This is a genomic window from Mesorhizobium sp. NPDC059025 (assembly GCF_042739655.1).
GTDB lineage: Bacteria > Pseudomonadota > Alphaproteobacteria > Rhizobiales > Rhizobiaceae > Mesorhizobium.
In genome coordinates, this window is sequence record NZ_JBHYIM010000003.1 from 105023 (window position 1) to 121122 (window position 16100).

A 16100-nucleotide genomic window follows, 5' to 3' on the forward strand; every position below is an offset into this window, starting at 1 on the left:
AACCCCATGTCCAACCTGAATGATTATCTTGTCCGCTCGGCGGCCGCGATCACAGCCATGGTCGAACGCGACCTGACGGCCGAAATGCAGCGTGCGACCGATGCGGTTGTAACGGCATTGTCTGCAGGCAAAGCCTTCCTGATCTGCGGCAATGGCGGATCGGCCAGCGATGCGATCCACATCGCCGGCGAACTGGTTGGCCGCTTCCTGAAGGAGCGCAAAGCCTACAACGTCATAGCATTGCCCGCCAATGCGGCCGTGCTGACCGCCTGGGGCAATGACTACGGCTTCGACACCGTGTTTTCACGGCAGGTGGAGGCGCATGGCGCCGAGGGCGCGGTGCTGCTGGCCATCTCGACCAGCGGCAATTCCCCGTCGATCCTGGCTGCCGCGGAACAGGCGCGCGCCATGGGCATGACGGTCATCGGCATGACCGGCGATACCGGCGGCAAGCTGAAGCCGTTGTGCCATATGCTGCTCAATGTGCCGTCCGGTTCCACACCGATCATCCAGCAGGGCCATATCTGCCTCTATCACTATCTCTGTGAAGAGGTGGAAAACCGGCTGAGCAACGGCCCGACGGCCTGATGTTCGGATCAAAGGCTCCGTACCCGCTCGAGGAGCCGGGGCTTTGGGTGGAGCGGGTCGGCGATAAGGCCTTTCCAGATGGAAGTCCGGCGCTGTTCCTCGATCGGGACGGCACCATCAATGTCGACACCGGCTATCCGAGCGATCCAGCGCAAGTGGCGCTGCGTGATGAAATCCTCCCGGTCATCCAGGCGGCCAACCGCGCCGGCTGGCCGGTGGTGATTGTCACCAATCAGTCCGGTATCGCGCGCGGATATTTTGGATGGGATGTTTTCGCCGCGGTCAATGGCCGTATCCTGACACTGCTGAGTGAGAAGGATTGTTTTGTCGACATGGTGCTCGCCTGCGCCTACCACGAAGCAGGAAAGGGCGTGCTCGGCATGAGCGATCATCCGATGCGCAAACCCAATCCCGGCATGCTGCTGAAGGCAGCCGCGATGTTGAGAGCCGACCCCGGGGGCTCGGTCATGATCGGCGACAAGGATGCCGATATCCAGGCCGGGCGCCGGGCAGGGCTGTCGCGTTTGTTTCTGGCACGAGAGGCGAATACCGCAGCGGAGCAGGCGGCGATCGCCGAGATCCAGGCTATTTCCCGGCTTTGAGGTTCGCTCGATCGGCGCGGCGTTCATCGCGTGCCTCGAACAGCTTCGCCTCGGTCACGTAGGAGTAGAGGAAAACCATCGCCGAGTGGACGTAGCCGTGGCGGCCGCACAGAAAATAGCGCTTGCCAACGTAGAATTTGAGGAAATTGATCCAGGGCGAGAACATGAGCCGCGACATGCTCGGCTTCGCGCCTTGCTCAACCTGCGCTTCGACCTTGAGCGACGAATAGGAGTTCGTGCGGTTCATTTCGTCGGTCAACGATGTCGCGCGCCGGTGCAGCAACATGCCTTTCTCGATGATCGCGGTCTTGCCAGGTACCCTGAACGATTCATGCACACGCTGAGCAACGTCCATCGTCGCTTTGTCGCGGCGGAAAAGGCGGAAGATACGGTTGTGTGCCACCCAGCGGTGGGCATAACCATAGCCTTTCAGATAATCGCGGCGGCGGACGTACCAGCCGTCGATATCGGTTTTGCCGGAACGCGTGATTTCGACGATGGACTGCTTCAATTCGGCATCGGCGCGCTCGTCGGCCTCGATGCAGAGGCACCAGGGCTGGGAGGCTCGTTCCAGCGCAAAAAGCCGCTGCCTGGCGAAACCCGGCCAGTCATTGTGCATGAGGCGGATTGGATAGCCCCTGGCGATGAATTGCCGGACGCACTCCAGGGTGCCGTCCGTCGAGCCCGAATCCACCACGACGATCTCGGCGCAGAAGTCGACGCTCTCCAGGCAGTCGGCAATCATGTCGACTTCGTTCCTGCAGATGATCAGTGCGGAGACGGGCGTGTTGAACTGAGACATGAGGGGAAAATTAGGAGCGGGACAGGCTGTGTCCAGCCATGCGCCTTTACTGCGTTTGGTTCAAGGCGTTGATTTCGACTAGGCCTTCATCTTTCACCTGGCGGATGGTCAATGCGGTGCGCACCGTATCGACGTTCGGGGTGGAAGTCAGTTCTTCGATGACGAAGCCCTGGAACGTCGCCAGATCCCCGGTCACGCAATGCAGCAGGAAATCGGACTCACCCGATACCATCCAGGCATCACGCACGATTGGCCAACTGCGGGTACGCTCGGCGAAGGCTTTCAATTCCGCGTCGGCCTGATGATGCAGGCCGATCAGGCAGAACGCCACCACGTCCATGCCAAGTGCCGGCGCATTAAGCAGGGCGCGATACCCCCGGATGATACCGGTTTCCTCGAGTCGTTTGACGCGGCGCAGGCAGGGGGGCGCGGAAATGCCGACGCGACGCGAAAGCTCGACATTGGTCATGCGTCCGTCGCGTTGCAATTCCCGCAGGATCTTCCAGTCAATGGCGTCGAGATCGGCCTTAATCGGCATGGTTGTCCGCCTGTCGCGCAAGAATCTTTCGCAAACACGTCATTAAACGAGTTTGCGGGCCGCGCCATCCCCGCACACCCGGAATTTTCGGCATTCATCCCGGATTAACCATGAGGTGTCGGTTTCCCGCGGCCACACAAGCATTGTGGGGACACTTGTCGCACGTCCTTGCTGGCGGACTGGGCAGCACTTACATTGCGCGCAACAGTTGCCGCTCGTTTCGGGCCGCTTGACGCGGCCGTCTTTCGCAAAAGGCCGTTCCATGACCGTCAAGCACGCGCCCGTCCTTATCATCGGCTCCGGCCCGGCCGGTTATACCGCGGCCATCTATGCCGCTCGTGCCATGCTGAAGCCCGTGCTGGTCGCCGGTCTCCAGCAGGGTGGCCAGCTGATGATCACCACGGACGTCGAGAACTATCCCGGTTTTGCCGACCCGGTGCAGGGTCCGTGGCTGATGAGCGAGATGCTGAAGCAGGCCGAACATGTGGGCACGGAAATCATCAACGACATCATCACCGAGGTTGACCTCGATGTTCGCCCATTTGTGGCCAAGGGCGATTCCGGCACGACCTATACGGCCGATGCGCTGATCATCGCCACCGGTGCGCAGGCGAAATGGCTGGGCATCCCTTCGGAGCAGACTTTCATGGGCTTCGGTGTTTCGGCCTGCGCCACCTGCGACGGGTTCTTCTATCGCGGCAAGGATGTCGCGGTGATCGGTGGCGGCAACTCGGCGGTCGAGGAGGCGCTCTATCTTTCCAATCTGGCCAAGACGGTTACCGTCATCCACCGCCGTAGTGAATTCAGGTCGGAGCGCATCCTGCGTGAGCGGTTGATGAAGAAGGACAATGTCCGCGTCATCTGGGATACGGTGGTCGACGAGATCACCGGGCGTCCGGGCAAGACCCCGCTGCCGCCTTCGGTCGAAGGGCTGACGTTGCGCAATGTGGCGACCGGACAGGAAAGCCAACTGAAGATCGACGGCGTGTTCGTGGCGATCGGCCATGCGCCGGCAGTGGAGTTGTTTGCCGGCAAGCTCAAGCAGAAGTCGAACGGCTATCTGTGGACCGCGCCGGATTCGACGCGCACCGATGTGCCTGGCGTGTTCGCCGCTGGTGACGTGACGGACGATATCTATCGCCAGGCGGTGACGGCGGCTGGCATGGGCTGCATGGCGGCGCTCGAAGCGGAAAAATATCTCGCTGGGATAGAGGTGCATCGGGAAGCGGCTGAGTAAGCCGCAAAATCTCCGAAATCTTTCTTCAGACGCCAAAACGAAACGAGGGGAATCATGGCGCTGGATTGGGACAAACTTCGCGTGTTTCACGCAGCCGCCGAGGCTGGGTCGTTCACGCATGCGGCCGAGACACTGCATCTTTCGCAGTCGGCTATTTCGAGACAGGTCAGCGCGCTGGAGCATGATGTCGGCGTGCCACTGTTTCATCGCCATGCGCGCGGGCTGGTTCTGACCGAACAGGGCGAGATGCTGTTTCGCACGGCGCATGACGTGCTGATGAAACTGGAGTCGATCAAGACGCGGCTGGCCGAATCCAAGGATCGGCCGTCGGGCATCCTGCGCGTGACGACCACGGTGGGCCTTGGCGCTGGCTGGCTGACCGATCGGGTACAGGAGTTCATCGACCTCTATCCTGAAATCCATCTGCAGCTCATCCTCGCCAATGAGGAACTGGACCTCACCATGCGCCAGGCCGACTGCGCGATCCGGTTGAGGCAGCCGCAACAGCCGGATCTGATCCAGCGTCGTCTGTTCACGGTGCACTTCCACCTCTATGCGTCGCCCGCCTATGTGAACAAGTTCGGCAAGCCGTCGACGGTGGCTGAACTGAAGAACCATCGCATCGTGACGTTCGGCGTGCCGGTACCGACGCATCTGTCGGAGCTCAACTGGCTGGAGACGGTTGGCGATTTCGAAAGCGGGCAGCGCGTGCCGACCCTGCAGATCAATGACATCCTGTCGATCAAGCGCGCAGTTCAGGGGGGCGCCGGCATCGCCATGCTGCCCGACTATGTCGTCGGCAAGGATGCCGGCCTGGTGCAGCTTCTGCCGGAAACCGAGGTACCGTCCTTCGACACCTACTTCGCTTATCCTGACGCAATGAAGAACCAGGCGAAGCTGCACGTCTTCCGCGACTTCATCATCGCCAAGGCTCGCAACTGGTCATATTGACCCTTGCGCTCACGAAGCTGGCACGGCGCTCGTTCTCGACCGTGATCGCGTGCTGCGGCTATGCGCCGTGCCATGGCGTCAGTCGCGGCAGCCAGCCCGGCACGGCGCGCCGATAGGTTTCATACTCGACGCCATAGCGTCGCACGAGCGTCGGCTCTTCGTAGAAGTGCACGAACGCTGCCATGGCGATGCCCATTACCACCCCGTAGAGAAGTACCGCCCAGCTCGCGAACAGCAGCGCCTGGCCGGCGATGATCGAAAGCACCGCGACATACATCGGGTTGCGGACATGGCGATAGATGCCGCCCACCACCAGCTTCTCGGTGGGTGCAACCGGTGCCGGGGTGCCCAGTCCCTCGAGCGCGAAGCGGGCAAAGGAATGCAGGAGAACCAGGACCGCCACCGCGATCAGGATGCAGCCGATCACGATACACGCCAAAGACGTCGAGAGGGGGAGACGGTAACGATCCAGGATCAGCCAGGGCAGCAGGCCCGCGACGATGCAGGGTGCCATCAGGAAGAAAACCGCGCTGCCGAGAATTGCTGAGGTCCTGGTCTTCATGGCGATCCCTCAATCGTCCTGTTGAAGAAAATGGGTGCCGCCCCTTGCCTTGTTTGTCGGCAGGCCTTGATCCTTCGTCCGCCTATGAATGCATCGATTTGCGGTGCAGCATGCCGGCTCCGGGGCAATATGCCTGCTTTTCTGGCCCTATGGCCAAGAAATGTACGTTGGACCACAGCCTATGCCTTTTTGCATGTGTGCGTTGCAAAATAGGTGCTTGTTTGTTGGGCAGGATGCGCCCATATATCAATCATCTCCTGGGCGCGTTCTCCTCCCATTAGCGCCCTCGAGTGTTCCCCTCTGGAGGTTTAGCCCTAACGGGCACTTCCATTCAACTTAGCCGGGTCTTCTTGATCCGGCTTTTTTGTTGCCTTTTCGTGGGGCGGCCGGGTGGCTTGAGAGATCATTCGGAACCGTGGGCCATCTGTCTGAAAATGGGTGTTCGTGACGCCACCGTCCGTACCGTCGAACGTTAGCTTTCCATCATGTAACGGTCACGTGTAACCCTAAGTAACATGCAGAACGCCCGAATTAGCGCGTATGCATTTGATCAGGACGCGGTCAGAATCGTTCGAGGGATGGGGGCATCTCACGCTCGATCGGGCTCTGGCAACGACCGCGTCCAGCCTTATTCTTCCGGTTGAGGTGACGACACCTGGATTGGATACATGCGGCGGACCTGAGCTCTTTTCTCCCAAGAAAGCGGTCCGCGAAAACGGCGTCCGGTGAACCGGACGCCGTTTTGCTTTTTGCCATCAGCCGTCAGGCAGCCTTGCCATTGGCGTTCATCACGTCGTCGGCGAGACGGCCGGTCAATTCCGCCATGTGATCGAAACTTGCCCGGTAGCTGGCAACACCCGCCGTCGCCGACCGCAGCTCGATGATCAGGTCGCTGATCTCGGCTTGCGGCATGGTTGCCTCGACGACGTCCCAACCCGGCCAATCGGTGCGGGCGTCATAACCAAGGATCTGTCCGCGCCTTTGTGGAATGAGCGCGATAATCCTGGCGGTCGCGTCGGACGGGGTGACGATCTCGACCTTCATCACCGGCTCCAGAAGTACCGGCGAACAGGTTGCCATGCCTTCCTTCATGGCGAGCTTGGCCGCCATCTGGAACGCCATGTCGGATGAATCGACCGAATGGTAGGAGCCGTCTGACAGATTGACGGCGACGTCGACGACGGGGAAGCCGAGCGGGCCGCATTTCAGATAATCCCGAGCGCCTGTCTCCACCGACTGGATATAGGTCTTTGGCACGACGCCGCCGGTGATGGTGTCGGTGAACTGGAAGCCGGTGCCGCGTGGCAGCGGCTTGATCTCCAGAACGACGTCGCCGAACTGGCCGTGGCCGCCGGACTGTTTCTTGTGGCGGCCGCGTTGCTGCACCGATTTGCGGATGGTCTCGCGATAGGGCACCGCTGGCGCATGTCCTTCCACCGGGATCTGGTTCTTGCCCTCCAGCCGCTCGCGTACCACGCGCAGATGCATCTCGCCGTGACCCGACAGCACGGTCTCGGCCGAGTCCTGGTTGTGCTTGAGGCTGAGCGAAGGATCCTCCTCGGCAAGGCGCTGGATGGCTGCCGACATCTTGACGTCGTCCTTGCGTTCTTTCGGCCGCAAGGCAAAAGCGAACACCGGTTGCGGCGGAGCGAGATCGGCGAGTGGCTCGATGCCTCCTTTTGCCGACGTCAGGGTCTGGCCGGTGCGGACCTCGTCCAGCTTGCCGAGCGCGACGGTCTCACCGACCTTTGCCGTAGCGAGCTTCGACTGGTCCTTGCCGAGCATGCGGTAGATGCCGGACACCTTCGCGCTGTTGCCGTCGGGCAGGAACAGCTCGGTGCCGTCGTTGACCTGGCCCGAAAGAATGCGGGAAACCGAAAGCTTGCCGCCATGCGGCGTGTGGATGGTCTTCATCACCTGCACGACGGTGGTCGAGCCAGCGGGTGCACCTAGGCGCTTGCGCGTGGCTTCGATGTCGGGTGCATCGTGGCGGATCGTCTTCAGGAGACGGAGTACGCCGTTGCCTTTCTCGGCCGTGCCGATGAGCACCGGCGTCACCGTGCCGGCACGCAGGTCAGCCGCAAGGTCGTCGAAGATGGCGTCCTTCGGCGGCTCGATCTCCTCCAGCAACTGTTCCATGAGCTGGTCGTCATGATCGGCAAGAGTTTCCAGCATCGAGAACCGCGCCTCGATCTCGCGCGCCTTGTCGTCGCCCGGTATTTCGGCGACTTCGCTCTCGGCGTATTCGCGGTAGATGTAGGCGCGCTCGAGCGCGAGGTCGATCGAGCCGATGACGACGCCATCCTTGCGCAGCGGGATCTGGCGCAGCAGCAGCGGCACGGAGCTGGTCGGCTGCAACATCTTCAGTGTCTCACGCACACCGGCGATTGCCTTGTCGACCTTGTTGAGAAACAGGATGCGCGGCACGCCGAGATCGTCCAGCTTGCGCATGATCAGCTGCAGCGCGGGAATCTTCTTCTCATCCGCCTCGGCCACCACGACGGCCATGTCGCAACCCGCCAGGACAGGTTCCGCCTCAAAGGCGAATTCGATGGAGCCGGGACAATCGATGAAGGTGAATTCGTCACCCATGAATTCGGTGGTGGCAATGGTTGCTTCCACGCTCATGGCGTGGGCGCGGGCTTCCGCGGAATGATCCGATACGGTGTTGCCGGACGAAACCGGGTTTTGTCGAGGAATGGCGCCCGTCCGGGCGAGAATGGCTTCGAGAAGTGTCGTCTTACCGCTTGCGAAGGGACCGACTATGGCAATGCATTTCGGTCCCGAGCGTCGTCCTCCGGCGCGATTACCCATGCTGACCTCCACTCAGGCATTCCGCTGAGAGCGGCGGCCGGCCTGTTCGGCCGTCGCGGGTCGAAAGCGTTTGCCAGCAACCCGGAAACATCGAAACATGGGTTCGAAAGCAGGGCAAGGAAAATAGATGACGAGCGCCAAAGCTTGGTCGACAAAGGGCTCGATTTGCAGAAACGGAAGGAGAATTCGATGAAGATCATCGCCTGCGGCAGCGTGCCGACCATCATCGCCTCGGACGCCTATTTCACCGGACGGGTGACGCAGAACCCGATCATCGAGGCGGAGTCGCCGGCACGGCTGAGAGCCACTTCGGTAAGCTTCGAGGCAGGCGCGCGTACGCATTGGCATACACATCCGCTCGGCCAGACGATCCATGTCGTCTCGGGTGCCGGGCTGGCGCAGAGCTGGGGCGGACCGATCCAGGAGATCAGGGCCGGGGACACCGTCTGGTTCGAGCCCGGCGAAAAGCACTGGCATGGTGCCGCCCAAAAGACGGCGATGACCCATATCGCCATGCAGGAGGCGCTCAACGGTTCGCCCGTCGACTGGCTGGAGCCGGTCAGCGACGAACAGTATCAGGGATGAACGGAGCCGCCTTCCGACGAAAAAAAGCCCGGTCGAGACCGGGCTTTTTTGTGCGAGATTCTCTGCGGATCAGCTGAGACTTCCCGTGAAGCGCTGGATGCGGGTGCAGGCTTCCTCCAGAAGCTTCTCGGACGTCGCGTAGGAAATGCGGAAGTTCGGGCCGAGGCCGAAAGCCGAACCGAACACCACCGCCACGCCTTCGGCTTCGAGCAGTTCGGAGCAGAAGGTCTCGTCGGAATCGATCACCTTGCCGCCCTGCGTCTTCTTTCCGATCAGCTGGGCGCAGGATGGATAGACGTAGAAAGCACCTTCCGGCGACGGGCAGGTGATACCGCGCGCCTGGTTCAGCATCGACACGACGAGGTCGCGGCGGGCCTGGAAGATCGCCTTGTTCTTCTTCACGAAGTCCTGCGGGCCGTTCAGCGCTTCCACCGATGCCCATTGCGCGATCGTGCAGGCGCCGGAGGTCTGCTGGCCCTGGATCATGTCCATGGCCTTGATCAGCGGCAGCGGGCCGGCGGCATAGCCGATGCGCCAGCCGGTCATGGCATAGGCCTTGGACACGCCGTTCATGGTGAGCGTGCGCTCATAGAGGCGCGGCTCAACCTCGGCGATCGTCCTGAAGACGAAGTCGCCATAGGTGAGGTGTTCATACATGTCGTCGGTCAGGATCCAGACCTGGGGGTGTTTCAGCAGCACCTCGGCCAGCGCCTTGAGCTCGGCCTCCGTATAAGCGGCGCCGGACGGGTTGGACGGCGAGTTCATCACCAGCCATTTGGTCTTCGGCGTGATGACTTTCTCCAGGCCTTCCGCCGTCAGCTTGAAGCCATTGTCGATGCTGGTCTCGGCAAAGGTCGCCGTGCCGCCGCAGATCGCCACCATCTCCGGGTAGCTCACCCAATAGGGGCGGGGGATGACGACTTCGTCGCCGGGGTTCAGCGTTGCCATGAAGGCGTTGAACAAGATCTGCTTGCCGCCGGTGCCGACGATGGTCTGCTCCGGCTTGTAGTCGAGATTGTTCTCGCGCTTGAATTTTTTGGCGATGGCGTCGCGCAGCGGGGCGATGCCGGATACGGGCGGATACTTGGTTTCGCCGCGACGGATCGCTTCGATGGCCGCGTTCTTGACATTGTCCGGCGTATCGAAATCCGGCTCGCCGGCGCCGAGGCCGATGATGTCACGGCCGGCATTTTTCAGCTCGCGCGCTTTCTGCGTGACCGCGATGGTCGCGGAAGGCTTTACGCGGGAAAGGGCGTCGGCGAGGAAGGCCATGACAAATCTCCATAGAGGCAGCTGCCAAACCCGGCAGCGGCGTCTCTATTGTCGTATCGGCAAAACAAGCGCAAGCTTCGTTTGCTGAGCCAGTGGCTCGGTTTTGGCTCCGCAGGGCCAATCGGATCATTAACGCGCGGTAAAACCTTGGCCGTTAGATTTGCCTGGTTTTAGCACGCGACGAAGCGAGGGACAGTGTCGCGCAGCATCGGGCTCGCCCATATCATCCGTCACGATGATGGCACCTCGACCGGGGTGTGGGGCCTGTACACGCTGAAGAGCGCGTTTCAGCCGATCTTCGCCTTTCAGGACGGCAAGCTCTCCATTGCGGCTTTCGAGGGACTGATCCGGCCGTTTCGCGATGGCGAACCGCAACCGCCGGGCCAGTTCTTCGCCACCTGTCCGCCGGCCGACAGATTGCATATCGAGGCGCTGACGCGAACGCTGCATCTGCTCAATGCAGGCGCCTGCCTGCCGGAGGACGCCAGCATCTTCATCAATTTCGATCCGTCCGTCTTCATCGACCGGGCCGTGTCGGACAATGCATTGCGCGAAATGCGCCTGGTGCTGCACGAGGCGGGCATCGATCCGAAGCGGGTAGTCTGCGAAGTGACGGAACAACGCTCGGCCTCCAAGGCTGCACTCAGCGATTTCGTCGAGGCGCTGAGGGCAAACGGGTTCCGGATCGCGGTCGATGACTACGGTGCCGATGAGTCCGACATCAACCGGATCAAGGAGCTGAAGCCGGACATCGTGAAGTTCGACGCCCACTGGATCACCCAGCTGATGGAGTCCGGTGCCGGTTTCGCCTTGCTGATGACAATGGTGGCGGCCTTCGAGGGACGGGGCATCCGGACGGTTTTCGAAGGCATAGAGGAGAGCTGGCAGCTCGATCTCGCCGAAAAATCCGGTGCGTCCATGGTGCAGGGCTACGTTCTGGCCAGGCCCGAGATCGCGCCGACCAGTTTCCGCAGTTATGCCCGGGCCGTGCATATGCCCGAACCAGGGCCGCAGGCCGGTCAAGATCTTGGCAGCGGCATCTCCGCCCAGCACTCGAGTCGCCCGGCGAGGACTTTCGGAAAACGGATCGTCCAGTGAGGGCGTGACGGAGCGGCCAGCCCGTCGCTCCAGCTCTTCGTTTGTCCGGATTCGGGTGGCCGCATCGTCGCGGGCATGCTGTCGACGACCGAACGTGCCCATCGGGGCGGCGTGGACGTATCAACGGCGTTTATCGGTATTCACAAAAAGAAATCGCTGGATGCCCGGGGGCTGCTCGGGCAAACGGATGCTTCAAGGGAGCCAGCATGACCATTCTCTACAGCATGATCGACAGCGGCAACTGCTACAAGCCGCGGCTGCTGATGGCCAAGCTCGGTCAGTCCTTCACCAATGTCGAGGTGTCTTCCCACAACGGGGCAACGCGCACTCCGGAATATGTGGCCAAGAACCCGAACGCCATGGTGCCCATGCTGGAACTGGACGATGGCCGTCGCATCGCCGAATCCAACGCCATCCTGCTCTATCTTGCCGAGGGTACACGCTTCCTGCCTGCCGACCGCTATCAGCGCGGTCTGGTCTATCAGTGGCTTTTCTTCGAGCAATACAGCCACGAACCGAACATTGCCGTGCGCAAGGCACTGCTGACCTTTCCCGAAAGAGCCAGGGATGCCACGCCGGAACGCCTAGCAACGACGCTGGAGCGCGGCAACAAGGCGCTCGGCGTCATGGAGCACAGGCTCGTGCAGAGCCCGTTCTTCGCGGGAGATAGCTACAGCATCGCCGACATCGCGCTCTACGCCTATACGCACACCGCAGAGTTCGGTGGCTTCGATCTCAAGGCCTTCCCGGCCATCGGTGCGTGGTTGAAGCGGGTGGAGACGGACCCCGGTCACGTGCCGATCGAATGGCTGCCGTGATCCGGATCACAGACAGCTGCGGAAACTGGTCACAAGGATGACGCATGATCCTCATCGGGCAATATGATTCACCCTTTGTCAGGCGGGTCGGCATAGCGCTGACGCTTTACGGGATTTCCTTCGAGCAGAAGCCCTGGTCGACCTTCGGCGATGCCGACAGGATCCGGCCCTACAATCCGCTGACCCGCGTGCCGACGCTGGTGCTGGATGATGGCGAGGTGCTGATCGAGAGCCATCTCATGCTCGACTATCTCGACAGTCTGGTTCCGGCCGGTCAGGCGATGTTCCCGCGCACCGAGCCCTTGCGACACAAGGCGTTGAAGGTTGCCGCGCTGGCCACCGGCATGGCCGACAAGGCGGTGAGCCTGTTCTACGAGCAGCGCCTGCACAGCAAAATGTCCGATATGTGGGCCGATCGATGCCGGACGCAGATAGCCGCAGTGCTGGATGTGCTGGAGAAAGACCGTGCCGGACAGGTGAGCGAATTCTGGTTCGGAGACCGGATCGGTCATGCCGACATCGCCGTGGCGGTGGCACTGCGCTTCCTCAACGATGCGCATCCGGGCCTAGTCGACATGTCCGGGTTTCCGGCTATCGCCCAGCATGCCGCGAAGCTGGAAGCGTTGCCGGTGTTCAGGCTTGTCGCGCAGGAGTTCGTGGCACCGGCCTGAGCGCGACCGCACGCCATCCCAAAGCAGAATGAGAAAAACAAAAAGGCGGGAAAAATCCCGCCTTTCGTTAAGTCTGCTAGCCTGACCCGGAGCGTCTCTGGTGATGCCGGTGGCAATCTGCCACTTCGGCGGTCCTTCCGTTTCCGCTCCGGCGCGCTTCTCGCGCGACCGTCAGTACATCCGTGACTTGCCGCGCGCCCCGGGCAGATGCCCGGCGCGCGCCTTGCGCCAAATCAGGCTGCCGACAGAGATCCAGCCGACGACTTGCCAGTGCGGCGGTCCTGCTCGATCTCGTAGCTGATCTTCTGGCCATCAGCCAGGGTGGTGAGACCAGCGCGCTGCACAGCGGAGATGTGGACGAAAACGTCCGCGCCGCCGGCGTCAGGCTGGATGAAACCGAAGCCCTTGGTGGCGTTGAACCACTTGACCGTTCCAGTTGCCATATCAATGTTCCTTCACATTCACTTGCGTTTTCTTCAGACCGGACCCTATCCGGCCTTTGGTATCGAGATTTTGGAGAAAGACGGAGCAAACGCGAAGATCGCGAGGCGTGGGGTCAATCGGCCCAAATATCAACGCAACGCATATAGGCGACTTTTTCACTAAAAACAAGCTGGTGTTGTTTGATCCTGACGCGAGACACTGCACGGCTGGCAAGGTGCGGGGCGTCGGCGTAATCTATGATCAAAGGATGCTTCGCGCTGGAGGAAGCCATGAGAAAGACGATCCTGCTTGCCGCATGCCTTTCGCTTGTCGCGGCCGAAGCGCAGGCAATTTCGCGCTATGATCCGACCCGCATGAGCTGCGACCGGGTGCAGAGGCTGGTCGACCGCGAAGGCGCGGTGATCCTGCGTTATCGGTCGCCGCGCAATCCACGCCTCACGCTTTATGACCGCTATGTCGCCAGTGTTGAATTCTGCGACATGGGCGAATTGCGCAGCCGCGCATCGGTACCGAGCGCCGACAACGGCTCATGCCCTGTGTACAGATGCAAGCGCCCCGATTTCGATCGCCGACGCTTCATCCTGCCATTCGACTGAACGGTGCATCGGTTGCACCGACGCAACCGCGCCGGTCGCTCAGAATCCGAACGAAGCCTGCTTCGAAGGAGGTGGGCCGACCCGAACGCCTTCCATCGCCAGCATCTTTTCCTTGGTCGCCGAGCCGCCGGGCGCCGAGAAGCCGCCTATCTTGCCGCCGACCGCGGTGATGCGGTGGCAGGGAATGACCAGCGGTACCGGATTGGCGCCGAGGGCCGCACCCGTCTCGCGCGCAAGCCCGGTGTGGCCCGCACGTCTGGCGAGCTCGCCATAGGTGGTGGTTTCGCCGAAGGCCAGCTTGCGCGCGGCGTCATAAATGGCGAGTCGAAAATCGTCGACGCCGTCGAGGTCGACCGGCACGGTGGAGAAGTCGACGGTTTCACCGGCGGCATAGGCCTTGATCGCCGCGACCAGTTCACCCACCCAGCCGGGGGCGGTGCCGTCCTCGAAACGTTTGCCGGGTACGCTTTCCAGCCGAAGCAGGCGCCGCTCCAGGCTCTCGGCGCTCGATTGCGGCAGGCATAGGCGGATCAGCCCGCGCTCGTTCCAGGCGATGCCCATGAAGCCGAGCGCCGTGGAGAAAATGGTGTGGCCCGGCACGACGCCGAGATTTTTTTCGTCATTTTTTTCAATGGCGGTCTGCATGGTCAGGCTCCTTCCATTCCGACACCGGTTTCCAGCAAAGCCAACGGTGTCTTCAAGTACAAATCATGAACGATTCTGCATGTTTTGCGGCGTTTCGCCACCCGAAAACCGATAATCGGCCATGTTGCCCGACCAAAAGTGGTGGTGTAAGGAGCATTTAACGATTTGCACGAACAGAGCGCGGCTTGCGAACAACAACCCACACCCTGTCGATCGGCATTCTTCTGGCTGCGGCCGGTGTTTCCGGTTGCACCTCAACGACTGCCGTCAAGCCGTCCCTGGCTCCCGCCACGACCACGGTGAGTGAGTCTGATGCCGGCTTTGCCCTGGCGCTGCCCGAGGCTGTCTCGGTGCTGCCGGAGTCGTCCGGCCTGGCACCCGTCCAGTTCGCGGCACTTCCGGCTGAAGCCGCTGGCAATGCCTTTGCCGGCGCAACCCCGCAACAGCATGCCGAGAACCCTGCCACACTGGCGACGACGCCAGGCACCAGCGCGCGGCTCGCCAACAACTCGTCCTTTGTCGCGCCCGCACCAGTGCAGCCGGGTGGTGCGCCCGTTGCTCCGGCAACTGTTGCCGCCAACGGCAAAGCGGCAACGGTACAGCCGGTGGCCCAGGGCCAGCAAACCGCGCAAGCCGCCACTGCCCAGGCTGCGACGGCTCAGGCAGCCGTAGCTCAGCCGCAGGCCGCCACAACCACCCAGACCGGCGCGCGCGTCAGCACGCTGTCGGCCCGCATGGGCGGTGACCTGCCGACGCCGAAGCCGAAACCGGTGGTCGTTGCTTCCGCCGCCACCAGTCTGGTGTTCCCGGCAGCTCCCGCCGCTCCGAAGGCGATCGCATCGCTGCCCGGCGTTCAGCCCATCGCCTATTCCGGCCCGGTGCCGACCTATCTGATGATCCCCGAACCGGAGGCCGAGAGGCCAGGACCGGTCAGCGCCGGCCGCGGCGAGGTCGATCGCCTGATCGCCAAATATGCCACGCTTTACGAAGTGCCGGTGGAACTGGTGCGCTCGGTGGTCAAGCGCGAGTCGACCTTCAATCCGCTCGCCTACAACAACGGCCATTGGGGCCTGATGCAGATCAAGCATGCCACCGCGCGCGGCATGGGTTATGGCGGTTCGCCCAAGGGGCTGTTCGATGCCGAAACCAACCTGAAATACGCGGTGAAATATCTGCGCGGCGCCTTCCTGGTGGCCAATGGCGACTACAAGCGCGCCGACCGCCTCTACCAGACCGGTTATTATTACGACGCCAAGCGCAAAGGTCTGCTCGAGGAAACCGGGCTCGGCCGCGATCGCAAGCGCAAATCGGCTCCCGACGCCTGAGCCGGGCGCGGCCTGACGCAGGGGGACACCGATGACGCAGACCGAGGCCGGATCGGCCGACGATATCAGCATCCGTCTGCGACGTTCGCTTGCCGGCGACCTGCCGGCTCCCGTCTGGGCCGACGGTTTCACGATGCGGACGTTCCAGCCCGCCGACGCACGCGCCGTGCACAAGCTGCTCACCCAGACCCTGCAGAAGGAAGAAAAGAACTTCGACCTCTGGTGGGCGCAGCATTCCGACGATACCGAATACGACCCCGCGCTGTGGTTCGTGGTGGAGGATGCTGAGGGCCAACTGGTCGCGGTGGCACTGTGCTGGACCAGCGACTACCTCAAGTATCTCGCCGTGCATCCGAGCGCGCGGCGCAACGGACTGGCGGAAGCCCTGCTGCTGCATGTGTTCGCGGTGTTCAAGGCACGTGGCGCCAGCCGTGTCGATCTCAAGACTAAGGTGGTCGAAAACGCCAATGCCATCCGCCTCTACCGGCGTCACGGCATGGTCGAGGTCGACTGGAACGGCTGAGGCGGCCCGGCTGGAACGAGGGGAACCTG

Annotated in this window: 18 protein-coding genes; 11 read left to right on the plus strand and 7 right to left on the minus strand. The window is 61.9% G+C overall.

Features of this window, described 5'->3' with window-relative positions:
• Positions 1-6 precede the first annotated feature (6 nt).
• Both ACFWYE_RS08500 and ACFWYE_RS08505 read left to right on the plus strand, forming a co-directional pair.
• Complete coding sequence (locus ACFWYE_RS08500; protein WP_379110755.1) at positions 7-588, plus strand: SIS domain-containing protein; 582 nt, start codon at positions 7-9, stop codon at positions 586-588.
• A complete protein-coding gene (locus ACFWYE_RS08505; RefSeq protein ID WP_379110757.1) occupies positions 588-1190 on the plus strand; it encodes a D-glycero-alpha-D-manno-heptose-1,7-bisphosphate 7-phosphatase in 603 nt (200 codons plus the stop codon). The genes ACFWYE_RS08500 and ACFWYE_RS08505 overlap by 1 nt, the downstream gene beginning before the upstream one ends.
• Here ACFWYE_RS08505 and ACFWYE_RS08510 read toward each other — a convergent pair.
• Both ACFWYE_RS08510 and ACFWYE_RS08515 read right to left on the minus strand, forming a co-directional pair.
• Positions 1174-1992: a glycosyltransferase family 2 protein gene (locus tag ACFWYE_RS08510; RefSeq protein ID WP_379110759.1), complete on the minus strand. Its 819-nt coding sequence runs from the start codon at positions 1990-1992 to the stop codon at positions 1174-1176. The two genes, ACFWYE_RS08505 and ACFWYE_RS08510, sit on opposite strands and share 17 nt — an antisense overlap.
• A gap of 46 nt (positions 1993-2038) precedes the next feature.
• On the minus strand, positions 2039-2530 hold the full coding sequence (locus tag ACFWYE_RS08515; protein WP_379072950.1) for an Lrp/AsnC family transcriptional regulator: 492 nt from the start codon (positions 2528-2530) through the stop codon (positions 2039-2041).
• Between the two features lie 262 nt (positions 2531-2792).
• On the opposite strand from ACFWYE_RS08515, the gene trxB reads away from it, so the two are divergent.
• Both trxB and ACFWYE_RS08525 read left to right on the plus strand, forming a co-directional pair.
• The gene (trxB, locus tag ACFWYE_RS08520; RefSeq protein ID WP_379110760.1) at positions 2793-3767 is read left to right on the plus strand and encodes a thioredoxin-disulfide reductase; all 975 of its coding nucleotides are present in this window, start codon (positions 2793-2795) and stop codon (positions 3765-3767) included.
• A gap of 54 nt (positions 3768-3821) precedes the next feature.
• Positions 3822-4718 carry a LysR family transcriptional regulator gene (locus ACFWYE_RS08525; protein WP_379110762.1) on the plus strand — a complete coding sequence of 299 codons (897 nt, stop codon included), beginning with the start codon at positions 3822-3824 and terminating at the stop codon, positions 4716-4718.
• A gap of 58 nt (positions 4719-4776) precedes the next feature.
• Here the strand turns inward: ACFWYE_RS08525 and ACFWYE_RS08530 are convergent, their stop codons facing one another.
• Positions 4777-5280, minus strand: coding sequence for a methyltransferase family protein (locus ACFWYE_RS08530; RefSeq protein ID WP_379110764.1), 504 nt, complete (start codon positions 5278-5280; stop codon positions 4777-4779).
• 762 nt (positions 5281-6042) lie between these two features.
• On the minus strand, positions 6043-8094 hold the full coding sequence (locus ACFWYE_RS08535; protein WP_379110765.1) for an elongation factor G: 2052 nt from the start codon (positions 8092-8094) through the stop codon (positions 6043-6045).
• A 189-nt stretch (positions 8095-8283) separates the two neighbouring features.
• Between ACFWYE_RS08535 and ACFWYE_RS08540 the strand changes: the two genes are divergently transcribed.
• On the plus strand, positions 8284-8679 hold the full coding sequence (locus ACFWYE_RS08540) for a cupin domain-containing protein (RefSeq protein ID WP_379110767.1): 396 nt from the start codon (positions 8284-8286) through the stop codon (positions 8677-8679).
• 69 nt (positions 8680-8748) lie between these two features.
• On the opposite strand, the gene ACFWYE_RS08545 is transcribed toward ACFWYE_RS08540, so the two are convergent.
• On the minus strand, positions 8749-9951 hold the full coding sequence (locus tag ACFWYE_RS08545; protein ID WP_379067824.1) for a pyridoxal phosphate-dependent aminotransferase: 1203 nt from the start codon (positions 9949-9951) through the stop codon (positions 8749-8751).
• A 195-nt stretch (positions 9952-10146) separates the two neighbouring features.
• Between ACFWYE_RS08545 and ACFWYE_RS08550 the strand changes: the two genes are divergently transcribed.
• The 3 genes from ACFWYE_RS08550 to ACFWYE_RS08560 all read left to right on the plus strand — a co-directional run bounded on the left by ACFWYE_RS08550 (position 10147) and on the right by ACFWYE_RS08560 (position 12538).
• On the plus strand, positions 10147-11049 hold the full coding sequence (locus ACFWYE_RS08550) for an EAL domain-containing protein (RefSeq protein ID WP_379067827.1): 903 nt from the start codon (positions 10147-10149) through the stop codon (positions 11047-11049).
• Between the two features lie 206 nt (positions 11050-11255).
• Positions 11256-11867 (plus strand): glutathione S-transferase family protein, encoded by a 612-nt coding sequence (locus ACFWYE_RS08555; protein WP_379067830.1) that lies wholly within the window; start codon positions 11256-11258, stop codon positions 11865-11867.
• Positions 11868-11911: 44 nt separating this feature from the next.
• Positions 11912-12538 (plus strand): glutathione S-transferase family protein, encoded by a 627-nt coding sequence (locus ACFWYE_RS08560; protein ID WP_379110769.1) that lies wholly within the window; start codon positions 11912-11914, stop codon positions 12536-12538.
• Between the two features lie 233 nt (positions 12539-12771).
• On the opposite strand, the gene ACFWYE_RS08565 is transcribed toward ACFWYE_RS08560, so the two are convergent.
• Positions 12772-12981, minus strand: coding sequence for a cold-shock protein (locus ACFWYE_RS08565; protein WP_024925349.1), 210 nt, complete (start codon positions 12979-12981; stop codon positions 12772-12774).
• Positions 12982-13251: 270 nt separating this feature from the next.
• Between ACFWYE_RS08565 and ACFWYE_RS08570 the strand changes: the two genes are divergently transcribed.
• Complete coding sequence (locus tag ACFWYE_RS08570; protein WP_379110770.1) at positions 13252-13578, plus strand: hypothetical protein; 327 nt, start codon at positions 13252-13254, stop codon at positions 13576-13578.
• A gap of 39 nt (positions 13579-13617) precedes the next feature.
• Here ACFWYE_RS08570 and ACFWYE_RS08575 read toward each other — a convergent pair whose 3' ends face one another.
• On the minus strand, positions 13618-14139 hold the full coding sequence (locus ACFWYE_RS08575) for a methylated-DNA--[protein]-cysteine S-methyltransferase (protein WP_379111385.1): 522 nt from the start codon (positions 14137-14139) through the stop codon (positions 13618-13620).
• A gap of 269 nt (positions 14140-14408) precedes the next feature.
• Here ACFWYE_RS08575 and ACFWYE_RS08580 point away from each other — a divergent pair, with 269 nt between their 5' ends.
• Both ACFWYE_RS08580 and ACFWYE_RS08585 read left to right on the plus strand, forming a co-directional pair.
• Positions 14409-15548: a transglycosylase SLT domain-containing protein gene (locus ACFWYE_RS08580; RefSeq protein WP_379110771.1), complete on the plus strand. Its 1140-nt coding sequence runs from the start codon at positions 14409-14411 to the stop codon at positions 15546-15548.
• Between the two features lie 31 nt (positions 15549-15579).
• Positions 15580-16071 carry a GNAT family N-acetyltransferase gene (locus tag ACFWYE_RS08585; protein ID WP_379110772.1) on the plus strand — a complete coding sequence of 164 codons (492 nt, stop codon included), beginning with the start codon at positions 15580-15582 and terminating at the stop codon, positions 16069-16071.
• Positions 16072-16100 lie beyond the last annotated feature (29 nt).